The organism is Sporosarcina jeotgali, from assembly GCF_033304595.1.
In the GTDB taxonomy this organism is placed as follows: domain Bacteria; phylum Bacillota; class Bacilli; order Bacillales_A; family Planococcaceae; genus Sporosarcina; species Sporosarcina jeotgali.
Window position 1 is genome coordinate 1,690,962 of the sequence record NZ_CP116341.1, and the last position, 17,769, is coordinate 1,708,730.

Annotated in this window: 16 protein-coding genes and 1 other annotated feature; of the genes, 3 read left to right on the forward strand and 13 right to left on the reverse strand. The window is 41.6% G+C overall.

The genetic code is table 11. The annotated features are described in order from the left end of the window. Positions 1-40: 40 nt before the first annotated feature. The 7 genes from PGH26_RS08300 to PGH26_RS08330 form a co-directional block, all read right to left on the reverse strand. Positions 41-277, reverse strand: coding sequence for a hypothetical protein (locus PGH26_RS08300; protein WP_323690617.1), 237 nt, complete (start codon positions 275-277; stop codon positions 41-43). Positions 278-281: 4 nt separating this feature from the next. Then, positions 282-1,823, reverse strand: a complete 1,542-nt coding sequence (locus PGH26_RS08305; protein WP_323690618.1) for a DUF7305 domain-containing protein — start codon at positions 1,821-1,823, stop codon at positions 282-284. After that, a complete protein-coding gene (locus tag PGH26_RS08310; protein ID WP_323690619.1) occupies positions 1,820-2,269 on the reverse strand; it encodes a type IV pilus modification PilV family protein in 450 nt (149 codons plus the stop codon). The genes PGH26_RS08305 and PGH26_RS08310 overlap by 4 nt, the downstream gene beginning before the upstream one ends. Next, positions 2,262-2,708, reverse strand: a complete 447-nt coding sequence (locus tag PGH26_RS08315; protein WP_323690620.1) for a type IV pilus modification PilV family protein — start codon at positions 2,706-2,708, stop codon at positions 2,262-2,264. The genes PGH26_RS08310 and PGH26_RS08315 overlap by 8 nt, the downstream gene beginning before the upstream one ends. A gap of 133 nt (positions 2,709-2,841) precedes the next feature. After that, positions 2,842-4,380: a GGDEF domain-containing protein gene (locus PGH26_RS08320; protein WP_323690621.1), complete on the reverse strand. Its 1,539-nt coding sequence runs from the start codon at positions 4,378-4,380 to the stop codon at positions 2,842-2,844. Positions 4,381-4,593: 213 nt separating this feature from the next. Further along, positions 4,594-6,297 (reverse strand): sensor domain-containing diguanylate cyclase, encoded by a 1,704-nt coding sequence (locus PGH26_RS08325; protein WP_323690622.1) that lies wholly within the window; start codon positions 6,295-6,297, stop codon positions 4,594-4,596. A 56-nt stretch (positions 6,298-6,353) separates the two neighbouring features. Then, positions 6,354-7,577, reverse strand: coding sequence for a bifunctional folylpolyglutamate synthase/dihydrofolate synthase (locus PGH26_RS08330; protein ID WP_323690623.1), 1,224 nt, complete (start codon positions 7,575-7,577; stop codon positions 6,354-6,356). Positions 7,578-7,665: 88 nt separating this feature from the next. Here PGH26_RS08330 and PGH26_RS08335 point away from each other — a divergent pair, with 88 nt between their 5' ends. Beyond that, positions 7,666-8,532 (forward strand): ATP-grasp domain-containing protein, encoded by an 867-nt coding sequence (locus tag PGH26_RS08335; protein WP_323690624.1) that lies wholly within the window; start codon positions 7,666-7,668, stop codon positions 8,530-8,532. Next, positions 8,529-9,326, forward strand: a complete 798-nt coding sequence (locus tag PGH26_RS08340; RefSeq protein WP_323690625.1) for an ATP-grasp domain-containing protein — start codon at positions 8,529-8,531, stop codon at positions 9,324-9,326. The genes PGH26_RS08335 and PGH26_RS08340 overlap by 4 nt, the downstream gene beginning before the upstream one ends. A 430-nt stretch (positions 9,327-9,756) precedes the next feature. Here PGH26_RS08340 and PGH26_RS08345 read toward each other — a convergent pair whose 3' ends face one another. Continuing rightward, positions 9,757-12,405 carry a valine--tRNA ligase gene (locus PGH26_RS08345; RefSeq protein WP_323690626.1) on the reverse strand — a complete coding sequence of 883 codons (2,649 nt, stop codon included), beginning with the start codon at positions 12,403-12,405 and terminating at the stop codon, positions 9,757-9,759. Between the two features lie 145 nt (positions 12,406-12,550). Further along, positions 12,551-12,780 (reverse strand) — a binding site (T-box leader). A 133-nt stretch (positions 12,781-12,913) separates the two neighbouring features. Here PGH26_RS08345 and PGH26_RS16200 point away from each other — a divergent pair. Then, complete coding sequence (locus PGH26_RS16200) at positions 12,914-13,039, forward strand: hypothetical protein (RefSeq protein ID WP_488803657.1); 126 nt, start codon at positions 12,914-12,916, stop codon at positions 13,037-13,039. Here PGH26_RS16200 and PGH26_RS08350 read toward each other — a convergent pair. From PGH26_RS08350 to hemC, 5 genes are all read right to left on the reverse strand, one after another. Then, on the reverse strand, positions 13,016-13,684 hold the full coding sequence (locus tag PGH26_RS08350; protein WP_323690627.1) for a hypothetical protein: 669 nt from the start codon (positions 13,682-13,684) through the stop codon (positions 13,016-13,018). The two genes, PGH26_RS16200 and PGH26_RS08350, sit on opposite strands and share 24 nt — an antisense overlap. A 117-nt stretch (positions 13,685-13,801) precedes the next feature. After that, complete coding sequence (hemL, locus tag PGH26_RS08355; protein WP_323690628.1) at positions 13,802-15,091, reverse strand: glutamate-1-semialdehyde 2,1-aminomutase; 1,290 nt, start codon at positions 15,089-15,091, stop codon at positions 13,802-13,804. After that, complete coding sequence (gene hemB, locus PGH26_RS08360) at positions 15,088-16,071, reverse strand: porphobilinogen synthase (protein WP_323690629.1); 984 nt, start codon at positions 16,069-16,071, stop codon at positions 15,088-15,090. The genes hemL and hemB overlap by 4 nt, the downstream gene beginning before the upstream one ends. Positions 16,072-16,074: 3 nt before the next feature. Continuing rightward, positions 16,075-16,833, reverse strand: a complete 759-nt coding sequence (locus PGH26_RS08365) for a uroporphyrinogen-III synthase (protein ID WP_323690630.1) — start codon at positions 16,831-16,833, stop codon at positions 16,075-16,077. Then, on the reverse strand, positions 16,823-17,755 hold the full coding sequence (gene hemC, locus PGH26_RS08370; protein ID WP_323690631.1) for a hydroxymethylbilane synthase: 933 nt from the start codon (positions 17,753-17,755) through the stop codon (positions 16,823-16,825). The genes PGH26_RS08365 and hemC overlap by 11 nt, the downstream gene beginning before the upstream one ends. Positions 17,756-17,769 lie beyond the last annotated feature (14 nt).

Genomic DNA, 17,769 nt, shown 5'->3' on the forward strand with positions numbered 1-17,769 from the left:
TGGACGCCTCCTTTTCAATACTCTTCGTAGAATCATATCATTACGCTTCTTGCCGCTTTGCTAGCAATACGGCTGTTGCAAAGGACAGTCCCAGTATGACGAGCAGGGCGTGCCAGAGTGACATCATCTGGTATGCTAATGCAGCCAGAGTTGCTATTACAGTGCTTATAAATAAGTATAGCGTTAAATTTGATGTCGTTTTTTTGATTTTGAAAACAACGAAAACGATACCTGCAATCACAGCAATTGTTAAGGATGTATATATCAGTGAAGCCATCTCCCTACTTTTCTATGATTTTATCTACTTTTATCGTATCAGAAATAATGGGCTTATATACAGGAAACTTAGGATCTTCTGGTGGATAAAATTCACCGGGATTGATATCGAACTCACCATTCTCCACTCTAGTTCCACCGCTCATAATTAAGGATTTACCGAGCACTGTCCCCTTTACCGTACCTCCACCTGATAATAAGATGTCTGCATTGGGTGCATTTAGCAGTGTATATTTAGCACTGCCTCCACCACTGATTTCTACCTTCTTACCACCTGTCAAGATGTTCCCTTGAAAACCCCCACCGCCTGAAATTTGGATATTTGTATTTTTCGCATATAAGGAACCATAGATTTTTTGGGCTCCTGACAAGCTTAATTCATTAGGTTTGATGCTTTCATTATCCAAAAAAATCTTTAAACGCTTAGAGTCCTGGGAAGTATTAACGACACTTCCAGATCCCATTGAAACTTTGCTCTTCACCATAAAAGTCAGATTACCAGTACCAATAATTTTGATTTTACCGTTGGCTACATTCAGATGATCTACTACTATTGTTCTATCGTTACTTCCGACATTTATTTCAAGAGTATTGTTCTCATCCACTTTTATCTCATTAAATTGATGATCCTTGTCTAACTCTAATCGATATCCGTCTGAAATATAGTTATCTATATAAAGACTTCCATTTTTGATTACTTCCTTTTTATTGCTCCCCTTGTAAATCACTTGGTTATTCATAAAAGACAACGGAGGATAAACAGGAAATTCCGGAAGACTGAATGTAACTTTATCATTCAATCCAAGCGGCTGATCAATATCCATCCATGAAGGCTTATCTAATGATTTATTTTCGTAACCAACCGGTACATATACTGAACCTTTAATGCTTATACCGCCAGATAAAGTTACCGAATTTGCAGCTGCTCTATTAGTTCCCACATTCCCCCAAATTTCAGCTCCCCCACTTAAATTGATAGTTCCATCTACAAAGACGGCAGTTTTTTCCGGATAGTTGAAACTTGGCGGTTTTACGGGCAGCAAGGGTTCACTTTCACCACCAGATTCTCCTCCTTCATTTATGTACGCGTACTTTATGGTTACATACTGGGTTAACGAACGTTTTTTAGTACCTATTTTACCGATGGAAGTTACTAGTATTTTATCAGAGACTTCCTTTTTATTCGTCGTTAGAGACACTGTCGGTGTAGAAGTTCCGTGCTTTTCAAAATCATACGGATATACAGGCGAGTCACTGACTGCATTTTTTACTGCCCGCAGATAGTTACCTTTCTGCACTTCCACAGATAACTTTTCCGTAGGTGCATAGTTAAGTATTTCTCTTTTCGCAATTCGTTCTATATCTTTAACAGTATAGTTCAAACCCGCCTCTGCTATATAAAAAGCTGATTTGTCATTTACTTCTTGTTTACTTAACGTATGCTGTTTAACAGTTAATCCTAGAATTGAAAGTGTTAGAACGGATAATACAAGAAGGACCATTAGGACTATGAGCAATGAATATCCACTCTCTGAAAGCTTTCTCACCTGCTGTCACCTTCCCGCAAAAATATTGAGGTTACAATCTCTTTCTCGGATCGGTCAGAGCCGTTAGTTATTATCGAGATATTAAGCGTGTCCCTGGAATTATTGAATTCCAATTTAAAGTCTTGAATGTTGTCAGCCAATATCGAGCTGTTTTTCATCAAGCCCATGTTGCTAAGTATGTAGACGTTTTTCCCAATTATTAACTCTGATTTTTGAGGATCTATTTTAATTTTATTATTATCATCTATTCTTCTAATCTCCCTTGTAATATCTTTAATAACAAACTGAAGACTTACTTCATTTGAGAACTGCTCATTCTGAGTATTATATTCTCTTTCCCCAAATAGTTGGGTCGATATTATTAGTAAGAATATCATTGATAACAGTACTAAAGCAGCTAGGACTTCAACCAATGACACCCCTCTAGAATTCATGTGTTTATTCATGACTAGTTCTCCAATATAGTAATGATTCAATAATAGAATTTGGTTTATCAGTTCCAGAAGAATAATTATTTATTATCACTCTCGTTACTCTATACCCATCTATTTTGTCTTGTTCTTCAAAGATGACTTCTATAAATCCTTTAGAAGTCGATTTATTATACTTTAAATTGGTTACTTTCTTAAATCCCTGGCCATTTAGCAAGATGCTATCTACACTTTCTAATGAACTTCCTTTTTGAGAATATGCTACAAATAACTCCATCAAGTCTTCAGCATAATTAGTATTATCATTTAGATCGTCAGTCTTTTTATTATAGAGAGCTGATTGACTAAAAATAGATAAGAAAGAAACTATAACTATGCCTAATATCACAAGGGAGGCTAGAATTTCGATAAGAGTCAGCCCGGACTCGTGACTGACATTCTTTTTATTCAACATTCGCCCACCTCTTTCGTTCCTTTTTCCTATCTCTAGCATAACGGAGGGAACCTTTGAGTTCAATAGAATTATACGTGTAAATGTTACAAAAAAAGACTGCCATGGCAGTCTTTTGTGTCCAAATAAATTTCCATCAAATTTTCAGCGGTTGCGTCAGTTCCCCTTCATAAACACCGACACGATTTCTTCCTGCCTGCTTCCCTCCTATATAAAGGGCGCGATCTGCATTTCGAAGCAGACTGCTGTCTGATTGGGTATCTTCGGGAATCGAAGAAACTCCCAGGCTAACTGTCAAGTTGATACCGATGGATTCATTATCATTCGATAAGTCAGGTTTTATCTCAAACGTGTATCTTTCGACTTCTTTACGAATTCTTTCAGCAAGAGAAACTGCCTCATCTTTTGTGAAATCAGGAAGCAGTAAAACAAATTCTTCTCCGCCATAACGTGCAAGTGTCCGCCCATCCGTTTCGTACTTTTTAAGAATTTGCGCGAACGTACATAAGATATCATTCCCGCTTTGATGTCCATACGAGTCATTGATAGATTTGAAATGATCGATATCTAAAATGATGGCAGAAAGACTTGAAATCTCTTGTTCATGGAAGAGACTGAGTTCATGACTAAGTTTCTTGGTCAAATAACGGAAGTTGTACAGATTAGTGAGACCGCATTTTTCGCTCCGTTCAATAGTTTGTTCATAATGAAACGCTTTCAATACCGCTGCTTCGAAGTAACTTGTTAGCAAATCAACCATTTTTTCATCTAGTTCTTCAAAGAAATGTTTTCTAAATGACGTCATTACCAGGTATCCTTCAATATTCCCTTGACGTTTAACCGGAGCAACCATCACACTTTCAACGGCAGAACTAAAATGGAAATTATCTAAACTCGTTAATTCTGATGATTTTCCATATACCTGAGTTCTAGTTACTGGAAGTTTCTCGAGTGTTCCTTTTTCATAGTTGAAAAATTGAGGGCTTCTTGTTAGGTTCCCTGCTTCCACACTCGAAAGCAAAACTAATTTCTGCCCTTTTCTTAAATCCAATAAGTAAGCTTGATCATAATTTACTACAGACTGGATTTTTTGCGTAAATATATCCAAGACTTCAATGGATCGCAAGCTATCCGTCAATTCATGACCAATTTCAACAGCTGAAGATAGTTTTTTATTAAGGCTATCACTTGAAAAGTACATTTTGAAAATTATTTGCATAAACAAGAAAGGGACACCCAGTAATAATACTGATTGTATTCCAAGTTTAGCAGTCAACAAACTGTAGGAAATCGCCATTGGCAATAAAACAAGAGAAGTAACAAAGTCCCATAATGCCACTGTGAAAAAATCCTTCGTTTCTTCTTTTTCAAATTTGATGAACAAGTAAATCACAATGTTATTAAGTGTTGCATAGCTAATTGCATATACTAATCCCGCACTCACGAGTTTCCAAGGTTCCAGAGAATTGTCAAAACTCCCGCCAGCGAAGTAGAACATAAAAGCACTGCCAAGCGATACGATTGTAAACATCAATGAGTTTGAAAGAAATCGATAGGATGCTGGCAAAGGAGATTTAGTCGTTAATTGCAAAATGATAATGGCAATTTGCATGAAAAGCATTTCGGTTAAAAGACCGTACTGAAAAAACACTGTGAAAATGATAAATCGCTCCAAAGAGATATAATCACCAAGAATTTTCAGTGGGAATATCATCGTAAAACATAAAATCACCAAATTTATCAAGATGAAGGATTTATTCATCTCATGGAAAGGAAAGTTCGAATAAACGAAATAAAATGCACTTGGAACTATTAATATCCAAACAAAAAATAAGATCCAATGTTTCTGACGTGTCAGATTCACTCTTGCCTCTCCTTTCCAACTAGTTTATTTCTGATATCCAGCTACACGATTCCGCCCTGCCTGCTTTGCACCGATATAAAGCGCTCGATCCGCATTTCTCAATAAGGTCATTGCTTCATCAGTATCTTGCGGGGCTGTAGAAATACCAATGCTCGAAGTAATGTGTATTGTTTTTCGATTTCTTTGGTTAGCCAGATCATCATATAGATACATCGGAGTATTTCTAATTTCTTTTCGCACTGATTCAGCAAATTCTAAAACTTGATCTTTTGAAGAGTTAGGCACCAAATATACAAATTCTTCTCCTCCATATCGTGCCAACAATCCGTCAAGAGGTATCATTTGGTTAAGCAGGTTAGCTAACTGTTTTAATATTTCATTCCCACTTTCATGACCATATGTATCGTTTACTAATTTAAACCGATCTATATCTAGCATTACAACTGACAAGTTAGTATGAACACCACTATTTAACATTTCCATGTCTGATTCAAGTCTTTGTTCAAAAATTTTATAATTATACAGACCAGTCAGTTCACATCTATCACTGATACGTTGGGCTTCTTCTATATACCGTGCTTTTTCTACTGCGATTACGAAATAAGAACTTAATAAATCTAAAATTCTAAGGTGATAGTCTTTAAAAGCTTTAACTTTATTGCTGCCTAAAATTAATACCCCTTCTATTTTGCTATTTCTTACTAGAGGAATACATAATAAACTTTCAAGATTTTCGGGCGCAGTTTTTACAGATTGATTAATCCATTCTTCTCTTTTCGAGTATAGTACCGGTTTTTTAGACAAAAGAATCTTTCCAGCAATTCCTTGTCCTCTTAATAGCTGCCCTTCTATTACTGGCACCTTACGTCTAGAAATAAGCAAATGTGTCATTTCAAGCCAGTCTTCAATATTTTTGAACATGTAGACATAGTCTGCATGAAACATATCTGAGGTTTCAGACATGAACAGATTTACCACTCTTGCTTCCTCTTTCAGTGCAGTAAGCTGTTTACCAATTTCTCCGGCTGTTTTAATTGATTCGTTCAGGTCTTCTGTTTGTGAATTTAAACGAATAACAATCGTAATAAAGAAAAAAGGAAGTCCTAGAATAACATACCCTATGAAACCATAATCCATCAATAAGAAATACAAAGATAATGATAAAGGAACAACGATAATCATTCTTAGATAATGCAAAATTGTTTCTTTGATAGTTTCCCTTTTCAAATTATGATTAATTTTACGATATAATTTAAAAATCCAATCGTAAAGGATTGAATATACAATTTGGTAAACAAGTACACACACGGATAAAAACCAGAATGAAGTAATGGCCTTTTCTCCACCGATAATATAAAAAGCACTTGCAGAACTAATTGATAAAATAAAATAAGACAGCGAATTAAACAAAATTCGTCTTATAATATTTTTAAGTTCACCATTAGTAAAAGATGCAATCAATACGATTAGTTGGGTTACAATAATTTCTATTGATAATCCATACAGCAAAAATAGGGGAAGTGTGAACCACGAAAATAAAATGATTGAACTTCCACGATATTTTACCGGGAATTGTATACTTAAAAACCCTAATAAAACTGAAAGTCCCACCCATAGCCAATTAACCTCAGGAATTGGCTGAGTAACCAGAAGATAAACGATGCCGGTCGGCACAACAAGTATCCATAGCAACAACAAGAGTAACAACGGCCGGCCATTCAACTTCATTCTCTTCATCCTTCCAATCAGCCGCTAAACGTGCGGAATTTTCTATCTATTGTTATTTACAGTATATGAGACCTTAGACTATTTAGCAAGTATAAAGAACCTGAGACTATTTTCTTTTTACCTAGGTCTTTCGATAGTATTATAGACGCATTTTCTTGTTCTGTCACCTGTTTTCTTCCAAATTCACATTGATCGTAAACGAATTGTGCAGTCGCTGCTCCGGGCACATCAAAATCAATGAAGGTAAAAGAATGTGCTACCGGTATTAATTCATTAAGTGTTTCTTTAATTTCTTTATTGGCCATCATTCCAATAACAAAATCTATTTTCTCACAGGGAAATTGTTCCTGTACGGTACGTCTGAGCATGGCAGCGGCAGCCGGATTATGGGCTCCATCGAAAAACACATCAGGTGCGACTTCTTCAAATCGGTTGGAAAGCTGTGCGTTCGCAATCCCGGATTGAATGGATTCTGTGGGAAGCTGAAGATCGGCTTTTAGCAGCGCTTCAATTGCAACTGCTGCATTGATAGCCTGATGAGGACCTTTCATTTTTCTGTCAGATAAATTCATGTTTATACTTCCGTGGAAGTGCTCGGGATTACCTTCCTTCATCCAGAAGTTGTGTCCGTATGTCATTAACGGACTGCCCACATCTGCCGCAACTTTTTCTGCAACTGCTAGTGCTTCTTCAGGTAATTGGCCACATACAGCAGGAACTCCTTTTTTAAAAATCCCGGTTTTATGCCACGCGATCTCTTCTATTGTATTTCCAAGGAATCCAACATGATCTTTTGCGATAGATGGAATAACAGAAACCATCGGAATGATCACATTCGTGCTGTCGAATCTTCCGCCCATCCCGCATTCAATGAGGACTACATCAGGTTTCAGCCGATTAAAAGTCACAAATGCTGCTGCTGTAATAAGCTCAAAGTCTGTCAACATCCCATCCAGTCCAGAATCTTTCAATGTTTGAAATGTAGCTGTCAGCTCCGCTTCAGTAATGTTTTCACCATTCAACCGGATTTGGTCATGAATATCGACCATCGCTGGAGAAGCAAAGACACCTGTACGGATCCCCGCTTCGCGAAGAATGGATTCCATGAAACAAATGGTTGAGCCTTTCCCGTTCGTTCCGGCTACGTGAATCGCCCGCAGTTCTTTTTGCGGTGATCCAAGAAGTTCCATCGCATGCTCAATCGCTGCAAGCCCCGGCTTAATTTCATTAACGCTCGTGATTTTCACTTGTTTCTTATACTCGTCCAATTTCGGTATCATACCTTTTGACCACCTTATGCTAAACTTATAGTACTGGCCTTTGGAAAGGCTTTTCTTAAGAGTATAGCACGAGGAAGAAGGGTTTTATTTGAAGAGATGCTGGATTATTTATAATGGAAGTTTGGTAAACGACAAATTCCGGGATCAGGCGGAACTTGTACATGATGCTGCTGATCGGGCAAGTGTTTCTGCAACGATTTATAAAAATTATGAAATCATGATGGATGTAACGCAAAAAGTCGAATCACTCCCTGATTTCGTCGTGTTTTTGGATAAAGATATTGTTCTTGCCACCTATTTAAAATCTCTTGGCATTCCCGTATTTAATGATCCTGAAGTGATTGAGCGCTGTGACAATAAAACGAAACAAGCGATTGCTCTTGCGCACGATGGAATTCCCATGCCCCGAACAATCATTGCACCAAAAGTGTATCCGAATTTCACAATCCGGGACAGCGGTTATTACGACAGAGTTTTACAAGAGCTCGGCCTCCCTATGATCATTAAAGAAGCTCGCGGTTCTTTCGGAATGAATGTCTATCTGATTGAAACCAAGGAACAATTTTTCGAGAAGACAGAGTCATTGCGCGGTATTGATTATTTATTTCAAGAGTTCGTCGCTTCGAGCCGCGGACGCGATATTCGGGTGAACGTCGTTGGCGGCCAGGTTGTCGCCGCGATGTATCGCCATTCCGAGACAGATTTCCGCGCAAACATTACAAACGGCGGTATTGCCGAAATCGTTGAATTGACGGATGCGCAAATCGAGATTTCATTACAAGCAGCTGAATCTGTTGGTGCAGATTTTGCTGGGGTGGACTTATTGTTCGGTAAGAATGAGGAACCGCTTATTTGTGAAGTGAATGCCGCAGCACACATCCGGAATATTTATAATGTCACGGGTATTAATGTAGCGGATGCGATGATTTCGTACATTTTAGAGGTGATCGAATGAAAGGCTATATTTATTATGAAGAGGATGATGCGTTACGCAATCAATGGTTTATCGACGAGCTGATCAAAGAAGGCAATGCAAACCAGCTGGATGTCGAATTACTGACAGGTGACGATGAACTGCCAGGCGATGCGTCGTTCGTCTTTTATCGCGCACGTGACGTTGAAAAGAGTCAGCGATGGGAACAGGAAGGACATGTTGTCGTCAATCGAAGTGAAGTGAATCGTGTTGCGAATGACAAATTTCAAACGTTCCAGCTTGCTGCGCTTTTGGGAGTCCCTTCAATTCCTGCAAGACGGGTGGATTCTGTTCAGGATATTCAAAAGTATCCTATAGTTATAAAAACGACGAATGGACACGGTGGCGCAGAAGTCCATTTATGTGAGACGAACGATGAAGCGGAGCACGTGATTTCGCTTTATCCAAATCGACAGCTGGTGATGCAGCCGTACATTCAGCACAATTCTTCTGATGTCCGACTTTATTTAATTGGCGTTGAAGTTGTGGGAGCTGTAAAGCGCACTGGAACGGATTCATTTAAGGCGAATGTTGGATTAGGTGGAACAGCTGAGCGATTTGATGTCCCTCCTCCATTGCGTGAGTTCGCTGTGAAGATTGCCAAAGCACTGAAGAGTGACTATATCGGAGTTGATTTCATTCAGAATGCAGAAGGCGTCTGGTTGTTGAATGAAATTGAAGATCCTGTAGGTGCCCGGTCACTTTACGAGACAAGTGAATTGAATGTGGCGCGGGAAGTCATGCGGCATATCCATAAAAAACTTACAAAGTGCTGATTCAGCATTTTGTAAGTTTTTTTGTTGTTTGCAAAGCTTGATTTTATTGAAGTTGTCCATCATTCCAGGTAGTTTCTCGATCACTCCGATGTTTTTATCAGACACTTAGCTGAATTTCTCAATATCGAAACACGATTTAAGAGCTTTAAGGGATTAATTGGCAGCGCTTCGCTTGATTTTAAGTGATTTTGTTGTACATGTATGAATTTAGGTTAGCGTTATGAGCGTTTTTTCGGAGTTATGAGCAACTTTGGTGTTTTATGAGCGCTTCCAGCGACTTATGATCGCTTTCCCTGGTTTATGATCACATTTTGAGTTTTATGAGCTCATTCCTCGTTTTATGATCGTTTTACAGAGTTTATGATCACCTCCCCAGTCGCATCAATAGAACCAAATAAAAAAGGGCTTTCGCTAGAAAGCCCTTCCTCACTTAAATCTCTTTTAATTCCTCGATACGGCGCTGAACGGCAGCTTGTTTTTCGAGATAATCCTGTTCTTTTGCACGTTCTTCATCTACAACAGACTGTGGTGCTTTTGAAACAAAGCGTTCGTTGGACAATTTGCCTTGAACACGTTTCACTTCCCCTGCCCACTTATCCAGTTCTTTTCCTAGACGTGCGATTTCTTCATCAATGTTTAGCAAGCCTTCTAGCGGCATGAAGAGCTCTGCACCTGTTACGACTGCAGACATCGACTTGCCTGGCGCTTGAGCGTCTACGCCGATCTCAAGAGTTTCTGGATTACAGAATTTCTCGATGTATTGGCTATTCGCTTTCAAGACAGCTGCAGTCGCTTCGTCTTTCGCGGCGATGTACAACGGTACTTGTTTGCTCATAGGCGTATTGACTTCTGCACGAATTGTACGAACCGCTTTGATGACATCTGTCAATAGCTTCATGTGAGTGGAACGCTCAACGTTCGTTAGGCTTGCATCCGCCACCGGCCATGCAGCAACAGTGATTGACTCACCTTCATGCGGCAAGTTCTGCCAGATTTCTTCTGTAATGAACGGCATGAGCGGGTGCAGCAAACGCATCGTATTGTCGAGGACATATGCCAGAACTGAACGCGTCATGTGCTTCGCTTTCTCGTCGTCTCCATACAATGGCAGCTTCGCCATCTCGATATACCAGTCACAGAAATCATCCCAGATGAAGTTATAAAGCGCGCGGCCGACTTCACCGAACTCATAGCGATCTGACAGCTTCGTCACAGAGTCAATGGTCTCGTTCAAACGAGTTAGAATCCAGTCGTCTGCAACAGATCGTTCTCCAGACAAATCGATTTCTTCATATTTCAAGCCTTCCATGTTCATCAGCGCAAATCGGGAAGCGTTCCAGATTTTATTGGCAAAGTTCCAAATCGCTTCAACTTTCTCAGTCGAGTAGCGGAGATCCTGTCCTGGTGATGAACCGGTAGCCAGGAAGTAACGCAATGCATCGGCACCATACTGATCGATAACATCCATGGGGTCTACCCCGTTACCGAGTGATTTCGACATTTTGCGTCCGTCTTCTGCACGTACTAATCCGTGAATCAGTACATCCTTGAATGGACGCTGATCCGTAAACTCGATGCCTTGGAAAATCATGCGAGACACCCAGAAGAAGATGATGTCATATCCTGTAACAAGAGCATCTGTTGGATAATAGCGTTTGAACTCTGGATCTTCCGTATCCGGCCAGCCCATCGTAGAGAACGGCCATAATGCAGACGAGAACCATGTATCGAGTACATCGTCTTCCTGGTGCCAGTTTTCGATGTCTGCAGGTGCTTCTTCTCCTACAAACACTTCACCAGTTTCGTTATGGTACCAGGCTGGAATCCGGTGGCCCCACCACAATTGACGGGAAATACACCAGTCGTGAACATTTTCCATCCACGTTAAATAAGTTTTCTCGAAACGCTCAGGAACGAACGTCACTTTTCCTTCTGCCTTCTGCAATTCAATCGCTTTTTCAGCGAGCGGCTGCATTTTAACGAACCACTGAGTAGACAAATACGGTTCTACAACTGCGCCGCTTCGCTCTGAATGACCGACAGAGTGATTGTGTTCTTCTATTTTGAAAAGAACGTCCATGTCCTGCAAATCTTTAACGATTGCTTTGCGGCATTCGAAACGGTCCATTCCTTCGTACTTACCAGCCAACTTGTTCATTGAACCATCTTCGTTCATCACAAGAACACGCGGCAAGTCATGGCGATTTCCGATTTCAAAGTCATTCGGATCGTGTGCAGGTGTAATCTTAACCGCACCGCTTCCGAAGTCCATTTCAACGTAATCATCCGCTACGATAGGAATTTCACGGCCAACAATCGGCAACTTCACAGTTTTACCGATTAAGTGCTGATAGCGCTCGTCATCAGGGTGAACAGCAACAGCCGTATCCCCTAGCATCGTTTCTGGGCGAGTTGTCGCAATTTCGATACTTCCAGTTCCATCTGCAAGGGGGTATCGCATATGATAGAAAGCACCTGCTACATCTTTATGGATTACTTCGATATCGGACAAAGCAGTTTTCGTCGCAGGGTCCCAGTTGATAATATATTCGCCGCGGTAAATTAACTCTTTTTCATATAACTTGACGAATACTTCACGGACTGCGCGTGATAATCCTTCATCTAACGTAAATCGTTCTCGGGAATAATCAAGTGCAAGACCCAGCTTTGACCATTGTTTGCGAATATGGCCAGCATATTCATCTTTCCATTTCCACGTTTCTTCCAGGAATTTCTCACGGCCAAGGTCATAACGAGTCTGCCCGTTTGCACGGAGCTTTTCTTCGACTTTTGCTTGCGTTGCAATACCTGCGTGGTCCATACCTGGAAGCCATAAAGCATCATATCCCTGCATGCGCTTCATGCGAATCAGAATATCTTGAAGTGTTGTGTCCCAAGCGTGACCCAAGTGTAATTTGCCCGTAACGTTTGGAGGCGGAATCACAATTGTATACGGCTCTTTTCCACTCTCAGGCTGAGCTTTGAAGTACTCACCCTTCAACCACCATTCATAACGATCTCTTTCAATCGTCTGCGGATCATACTTAGTCGGCATCTCCAACTGCTCTTTTTCTGTCATCACAATTCCTCCTCAATTTAAAAGTTGAACATCATAGGGATCGCTTCGCTTACTGTACGCCATTGTTTAAAACGGAAAGCGTCCGCCTTCAGTGTAAATCAACATATGTTCCCTATAAAAATCAACACAAAAAACCCCTTCGTCGTTAAAGGACGAAGGAGTCAGTTCGCGGTACCACCTTTATTCGCAACTGTGCAGAAATCGCACGTTGCCTCAATAAAAATAACGGCTTCTAACCGGCTCTCGCTACTTGAAACTAAACGTTCACGAAAACTGCTGACGGGTGACTTTCAAACTGTCGACAATAGGTCCTTGCACCATCCGGACCCTCTCTGAAAAAGTTGACTGATCTACTCTCCCGCTAAACGCATCACTATCCTGTTTCCAATAGTTTACCGGATGTATAGCGTACCCGTCAAGCCCGCTGTGAAAGGATGGTGTTATGAGAAGAGGCTATAATCCTTATTTACTTCCGCCATGGCTTAGAAGATGCCGATTTTACGGTAAAATGATCATTATTCCGATTTCCTGTTTTCAGCTCATCCGACTGTTAATCATCCCGACAACCGGAGACTTTTTACTTTTCTGCTGTCTTTGCGGATGTTGCTTCCTATTCCACAAAAACATCATTTAAACGAAAAGACGTCACCGTAACATCATCTTCTAAATCACTAATGAATGCGAGCATTTCATGATCTTCCGAATAGCCAATCGCAGTTTCAACTTGGTTCACACTGGAGCTATCCAAATCCGCAGTAGCTGCTGCGGTTTTCACTTCTTGATGTTCATTGCTTTCTGGATTAACTGCAGCACTTCCCTGAACAGGATCAGACGTTACTTCTGTTTCTGCTGCTGAAATAGCTGCAGTTTCCGGTTTAGCTTCTGTTTCAGTCAATTTCGCTTCAACTGTCCACATGACAGTCAGGGCACCGTCATCCGTAGCGGAAGCTGTGGCATCCGTTACAGTTGCTTTAAGTTGTCCGTCTGCGCTCGTTGGCAGATCCACAAGCAATGGGACTGCATACTCAAAATAACCGGACTTTTCCTGAACGTCCACATCATCGATTAGAATTGCATCTGAATCCAGCGCTATTTCTTGGCTTTCACCGTCGAATCCAACATTTGCCGCAACATGATAGATTCCAGAAAGCCGAACAGCATCCTCAGTCTGATGCTCTGTATATCCCGCGGTCACTTTCACTTCTTGTGCAGAAACTGCTTTCCCGTATTCTGCAGGAAACTGAAATGTCTCCGTTAATGTCCATTGTGTTGGCTCCATTGTTCTGCCGCCTCCTTTTATACGTTAGAGTATATGACAGCAGTCTCCATAACAGAACTATCATCCAAAGAAAAACAGCCTTTCCAAAAAGAGTCCCTTGGAAAAGCTGTTTGTGTTTTATTTTTTTAATTGACTGAAAACCTTATGGAACGCATCTACCGTTTTGGCAATATGCGCTTCTGTATGAGCAGCTGAAAGGAACATTCCTTCAAACTGAGAAGGCGGCAAGAAAATGCCTTCTGCAGCCATCAGGCGGTAGTATTCAGCAAATAACGCTAAATCAGATGTCTTTGCAGTTTCATAATCCACCACATCTTCATTCGTAAAGAAGAATCCAATCATCGATCCAGCGCGATTGACTGTATGCGGAATTCCGTTCGCAGCTGCTGCTTCACGGAACCCTGCTTCAAGCTGATCTCCGAGTTTCATGAAATGCTCATAAGATGATGGATTCAAGCGCTTCAAAGTCTCGATTCCAGCAGTCATCGCAAGTGGATTTCCAGACAATGTTCCAGCTTGATAAACCGTTCCAGCAGGGGCAATATGCTCCATAATTTCACGTTTACCGCCGTAAGCACCCACAGGCAGTCCGCCGCCGATTACTTTACCGAGGCACGTCAAGTCTGGTTTAATACCGAAATGTCCTTGAGCACAATTGTATCCGACGCGGAAACCTGTCATTACTTCATCAAAAATGAGAAGCGTACCGTTTTCCTCTGTCAGCTTGCGCAATTCTTCTAAGAAACCAGGCTGCGGCGGGACAACGCCCATGTTTCCTGCAACAGGCTCTACAATTACACCAGCGAGATCGTGGCCGTATTCTTTAAATGCGACCCTCAAGCTATCCAAGTCGTTATAAGGAACAGTGATCGTATTTTTCGCAACGCCTTCAGGAACCCCTGGGCTGTCCGGAAGGCCGAGTGTCGCAACACCAGATCCTGCTTTAATGAGCAATGAATCCCCGTGTCCGTGGTAACACCCTTCAAATTTCAAAATGAGGTTACGTTTCGTATATCCTCGAGCAAGACGCAAGACACTCATTGTCGCTTCTGTACCTGAAGAGACCATACGAACCATTTCAATAGACGGTACGCGGTCGATGACGATTTCAGCGAGTTCATTCTCAAGCAATGTCGGTGCACCGAAACTCGATCCTTTAACAGCAGCTTGCTGAATCGCGGATACAACACCCTCTTCAGCGTGACCTAAGATTAGCGGTCCCCAAGATAACACATAATCGATATACTCATTGCCATCGATATCTGTAATGATAGCTCCTTTACCGCTTTCCATGAAAATCGGATCCATATTGACTGACTTGAACGCACGGACAGGCGAGTTAACACCGCCCGGCATAAGATCTACAGCTTTACTGAATGCTTGCTTGGATTTTGTATAGTCTCTCATTTTGTCTCCTCCAACCAGCGAGCTGCGTCTTTTGCATGATACGTCATGATTAAATCAGCACCCGCACGCTTCATACTTGTCAATGTCTCTAGAACGATACGCTGTTCATCTACCCAGCCGTTCAGTGCAGCAGCTTTCGCCATTGCATACTCCCCGCTTACGTTATAAGCAACCATCGGAAGTAATGTATTGTTTTTCACATCACGTAAAATATCCAAGTAAGATAATGCAGGTTTAACGATTAAGAAATCTGCACCTTCGGCAATATCCGATTCTGCTTCACGCAATGCTTCCATACGATTGGCAGGATCCATTTGATAGGCTTTCCGGTCACCAAACTGCGGTGTAGAATCCGCAGCATCACGGAAGGGACCATAATAAGCAGATGCATACTTCACCGCATACGACATGATTGGAATCTCTTCGAAACCAGCTTCATCCAATCCTTCTCGAATTGCAACGACGAACCCGTCCATCATATTAGATGGCGCAATGATATCTGCCCCAGCATTCGCTTGTGACACAGCTGTCTTCACAAGCAAATCAAGAGAAGGATCGTTCAATACACGTTCGCCTTCGATTACACCGCAATGTCCGTGATCGGTATATTCGCATAGACACGTATCCGCAACAACAATTAGCTCAGGATGACGTTTTTTCGCAAACCGGATCGCTTGCTGAATGATTCCGTGATCATGATAAGCACCACTGCCCACAGCATCTTTTCCAGTTACAACACCAAAGAAAATGACAGAAGGAATTCCAAGTGACACGGCTTCATCAAGTTCTTCACCGAGATTATCCATCGAATGCTGATAAATGCCAGGCATAGAAGGAATCTCATTTTTAACGTTCTCACCTTCAATTACAAAAATCGGGTATATGAAGTCCGTAACTTGCAGTTGTGTTTCACGAACCATTGCACGCATTCCAGCAGTGCTGCGAAGCCGACGGTGCCGGCGGAAATTCAAGTTATTCATCAGTTAGTTCCTTCCTTTCGACTCGGCAAGTGTCCGCACGAGTTCAGGTAATGTATACGTTTCGGGCATAGCATGGACAGGCGCCCCTGCTTCACGAAGCGCCCGCTCTGTTATATGTCCGATGGCACCAATTGTAAAGCCTGTCCACCCAGTTTCAGGCGCGACACGTTCTTTAAAAACAGTTACAGCTGAAGGACTAGCAAACAATATTGAAACTGAAGCTTGGTCTTTCACGATTTCTATAATCTGATCTGCTGACGTGATCTCAGGCAGCGTTTCATATACGGTCCATTCATCGACAGTTAACGAGAGCTCTGTTGAAATGAGTGTTCCCGCCAAATTTCCTTTGATAAAAAGCGCTCGAAGCGAATCACCCTCAGGGTTAAACTGCTGAACAAACACATCAGCACTGAAAACTTCAGGAATAAAATCCACACCTAATCCCATCTGCTCGAGTGCATATGCGGTTTTATCTCCGACAGCTGCTACATTCAATTGAAAATTAGTGGGTTCCAATCCGAAACGCTGAAGCTTTTGCTTAAAAGCAGCTACTGCACTCTGACTAGTAAAAATCAGCCAGTCGTAGGACTGAGCTTGAACCAAACGCTCATGATCTTCTTCACATATCCGTTCAACTGTTCGAATGAGCGGGTACGAAACCGGACTGCCTCCAAGCTGTTTCACAAGGTCGAATGGTTCCTCTGACTTTTTAGTACTTGTAAAAATTACGGTCTCTCCTGATAATGGGAACTTATTGACCATCCATCTCAGCCTTCACTCGTTGAATGACTTCTGCTGCTCCCTCTTTACGCAAAACGTCTGAAACGATTTTACCTGCTTCAACAGGAGTTTCAGCTTTTGCCGTATGGCGATATACCTCTGAGCCGTCTGGCGCAGCGATGAAGCCTGTCAATTCAATTCCGTCAGCCTTCTGTTGTGCAAAGCCGCCAATTGGAACTTGACATGAGCCATCCATCTCACGTAAAAATGTACGCTCAGCTTCCACTTCTTTAAATGTTTGCTCGTCATTCAATTTTGCCAGTTCTGCAAGAAGTTCTGCGTCATCTGACCGGCATTCAATCGACAAGGCACCCTGGCCAACCGCTGGAATACAATCTTCAAGACTCATGTATTCCGTAACGATGTCTTCACTCCAGCCCATTCGTTTAAGGCCGGAAGCAGCAAGGATAATTGCATCGTATTCACCATCTTGCATTTTCTTTAAACGTGTATCGATATTGCCGCGAATCCATTTAATTTCAAGATCAGGCCGAAGCAATAAAAGCTGTGAACTTCTGCGCAAACTGGATGTACCCACTACTGCCCCTGCAGGCAGATCTTTGAACGCAACATTGTTCGTAGAGATGAATGCATCACGCGGGTCTACACGTGTCGGAATACAGCCAACAATCAGTCCTTCAGGCAAAACTGAAGGCATATCTTTCATACTATGTACGGCAAAGTCGATTTCTTTGTCGAACAATGCTTGCTGGATCTCTTTTACGAATAGCCCTTTACCGCCTACTTTAGACAGCTGAACATCAATAATACGATCTCCTTTTGTTACGATTTCCTTCACTTCGAATTCAAAAGGGACACCTGCTGCCTTCAATTGATCGATGAACCAATTCGTTTGTGTTAACGCAAGCTTACTTCTCCGTGAACCGACAATAATTTTTCTCAATGTAATCTTCCTTC

Excerpts from the sequence above, each read along its gene's own strand:
- PGH26_RS08300 (WP_323690617.1), bottom strand. The coding sequence starts at position 277 with ATGGCTTCACTGATATATACATCCTTAACAATTGCTGTGATTGCAGGT.
- PGH26_RS08310 (WP_323690619.1), bottom strand. The coding sequence starts at position 2,269 with ATGAATAAACACATGAATTCTAGAGGGGTGTCATTGGTTGAAGTCCTA.
- PGH26_RS08315 (WP_323690620.1), bottom strand. The coding sequence starts at position 2,708 with ATGTTGAATAAAAAGAATGTCAGTCACGAGTCCGGGCTGACTCTTATC.
- PGH26_RS08325 (WP_323690622.1), bottom strand. The coding sequence starts at position 6,297 with ATGAAGTTGAATGGCCGGCCGTTGTTACTCTTGTTGTTGCTATGGATA.
- PGH26_RS08330 (WP_323690623.1), bottom strand. The coding sequence starts at position 7,577 with ATGATACCGAAATTGGACGAGTATAAGAAACAAGTGAAAATCACGAGC.
- PGH26_RS08340 (WP_323690625.1), top strand. The coding sequence starts at position 8,529 with ATGAAAGGCTATATTTATTATGAAGAGGATGATGCGTTACGCAATCAA.
- PGH26_RS08345 (WP_323690626.1), bottom strand. The coding sequence starts at position 12,405 with ATGACAGAAAAAGAGCAGTTGGAGATGCCGACTAAGTATGATCCGCAG.
- PGH26_RS16200 (WP_488803657.1), top strand. The coding sequence starts at position 12,914 with ATGATCATTATTCCGATTTCCTGTTTTCAGCTCATCCGACTGTTAATC.
- PGH26_RS08350 (WP_323690627.1), bottom strand. The coding sequence starts at position 13,684 with ATGGAGCCAACACAATGGACATTAACGGAGACATTTCAGTTTCCTGCA.
- hemL (WP_323690628.1), bottom strand. The coding sequence starts at position 15,091 with ATGAGAGACTATACAAAATCCAAGCAAGCATTCAGTAAAGCTGTAGAT.
- hemB (WP_323690629.1), bottom strand. The coding sequence starts at position 16,071 with ATGAATAACTTGAATTTCCGCCGGCACCGTCGGCTTCGCAGCACTGCT.
- PGH26_RS08365 (WP_323690630.1), bottom strand. The coding sequence starts at position 16,833 with ATGGTCAATAAGTTCCCATTATCAGGAGAGACCGTAATTTTTACAAGT.